We start from the raw sequence: 2,022 nt of genomic DNA on the forward strand, positions 1-2,022 counted from the left end.
GAGGCCGCGGCGGGACACCCAGTACCCGCCCGCCGCCGCCAGCGCGATCCCGGCCGCGCTGATCGCCGCCAGCATTGCGGTCGCCTGCCGCAGCCCCTTCGCCGTCGTGTCCGAACGCAGCGCCACCTGCAGCGCCTTGCCCCGGCCCCCGCCCGTGTACGGCGTGGTGAGCATCCGCACCCGATGCCCCTGGAGCGTGAGGTTCGTGTAGAACGGGGCGCGCGTGCCGGCCGCCACGGCGCGCGTCGCGCCCGTGACCGGCAGCAGGTACGGCTCCTTCGGGTCGTCCGCCGGATCGACGGGCGCCAGCTGGGCGCAGGCCGGGGACGCCAGGAAGCGGCACTCGCCGGACAGCACACCGGGCGGCTCGTCCCGGTTCTGCTGGGTGGCCAGGGTCGCCGCCTGCGTGAGCTGCAGATCGAGCTGATGCCCGAGCTCGTAACGGATCACGGCGTACGCGGCCACGCACACGGCCACCGTGATCAGCGCGACCGTGCCGCAGGCCAGCAGCGCCAGGCGGGTGCGCAGCGGGGTGCGGTCCCTGACCCGGGCCCGCAGCCCCGTGGCCCGGCCGGCCCCGCGCCGGCTCACGGCGTGCCCAGCCGGTAGCCGACACCGTGGACCGTGTGCACCAGCCGCGGCTCCCCGGGCTTCTCCAGCTTGCGCCGCAGGTAACCCACGTACACGGCAAGGGAGTTGGAGTCGGGGCCGAAGTCGCGCCCCCATACCGACTCCTGGATCGTCTCGCGCGGCAGCACCTGCCCGGCATTGCGCACCAGGACCTCCAGGAGCGCGAACTCCGTGCGGCTGAACTCCATGGTCCGGCCGCCGCGCCGGGCCGTGCGGGTCTCCGGGGCGAGGACCAGGTCGCCGTACACGAGGGAGCCGGGGGAGCCGTCCGGCTCCTGATCGGAAGCCGCGCGGCGCAGCAGGGCCCGCACCCGCGCCGCCAGCTCGTCCAGCGCGAACGGCTTCACCAGGTAGTCGTCGGCGCCCGCGTCCAGGCCGTCCACGCGCTCGCTCACCGAGTCCAGGGCGGTCAGCACCAGGACGGGCGTGCGATCCCCTATGGCACGCATCTGGCGGCACACCGCGAGCCCGTCCAGGACCGGCATCATCACGTCGAGGACGACCGCGTCCGGCTCCCAGCGCGCGAGCGCGGTCAGCGCCCGCTGGCCGTCCGGCGCGGACGCCACCCGGTAGCCCTCCACGGTCAGCGCGTCCTCGACGGCCGAGCGGACCTCGGGGTCGTCGTCCACGACCAGGATCCGGGCCTCACCGCGTGCGCTCGCTGTTGTCATGGCACAAAGGTGCCAAACCGGGCTCTTAAAACCCTCTTAGAGCGGCCCGCGACGCTCCCTTCTCATGCGAAGCGACCTGCGAACACCCCTGTCCGTCGTCATCGGCGCGGGCGGCACCGGCGGGCACATCTACCCGGGGCTCGCCCTCGCCGACGCGCTGCGCCGGGCCGTCCCGGGCGCGACGATCTCCTTCGTCGGCACCGAACGCGGCCTGGAGACCCGGCTCATACCGGACGCCGGATACCGGCTGCACACCGTCGACATGATCCCCTTCGACCCGCCCACCCGTCTCCCGCCACCACCCTTCCAGGGAAGGCCCTTCGGGCCCCTCTTCCTGGGGCCCGCCGCGGCCCGCTGTATGGGAGCCCTGATGAAGTCCGGCGCCCAGTGCCGGGCCATCCTGCGCGAGCAGGGCGCCCAGGTCGCCGTCGGCATGGGCGGCTACCCGAGCGCGCCCGTGATCGTCGGTGCCCGGATGGCCGGACTGCCGAGCCTCATCCACGAGTCCAACGCGGTGCCCGGCCGCGCCAACCGCTTCGCCGCCCGCCTCACCCCGCACATCGCCGTCGCCTTCGACCGCAGCCGGGCCCATCTGCCCGGCGGGACACGGGCGTTCACCACCGGGATGCCGATCGCCGCGGCCCTTGCCGACCTCGACAGGGACGCGTTGCGCGGGGCGGCCCGCCGCGAGCTCGGCGTCCCGGACGGCGCCCGGCTCGTC

At 74.7% G+C, this 2,022-nt stretch carries 2 protein-coding genes and 1 pseudogene; 1 reads left to right on the forward strand and 2 read right to left on the reverse strand.

Annotation, left to right across the window (positions count from 1 at the left end; translation table 11 throughout):
• Nucleotides 1–591, reverse strand: a pseudogene (locus G3I40_RS32510) (two-component sensor histidine kinase); the annotation flags it as partial.
• Nucleotides 588–1,301: a response regulator transcription factor gene (locus G3I40_RS32515; protein WP_164306209.1), complete on the reverse strand. Its 714-nt coding sequence runs from the start codon at nucleotides 1,299–1,301 to the stop codon at nucleotides 588–590. The pseudogene G3I40_RS32510 and the gene G3I40_RS32515, both read right to left, overlap by 4 nt.
• Before the next feature lie 64 nt (nucleotides 1,302–1,365).
• Here G3I40_RS32515 and G3I40_RS32520 point away from each other — a divergent pair.
• On the forward strand, nucleotides 1,366–2,022 hold a 657-nt coding region (locus G3I40_RS32520), incomplete at its 3' end, for a glycosyltransferase (protein ID WP_239092077.1).

Origin of the sequence: Streptomyces sp. SID14478, assembly GCF_010548525.1 — a bacterium.
Classification (GTDB): domain Bacteria; phylum Actinomycetota; class Actinomycetes; order Streptomycetales; family Streptomycetaceae; genus Streptomyces.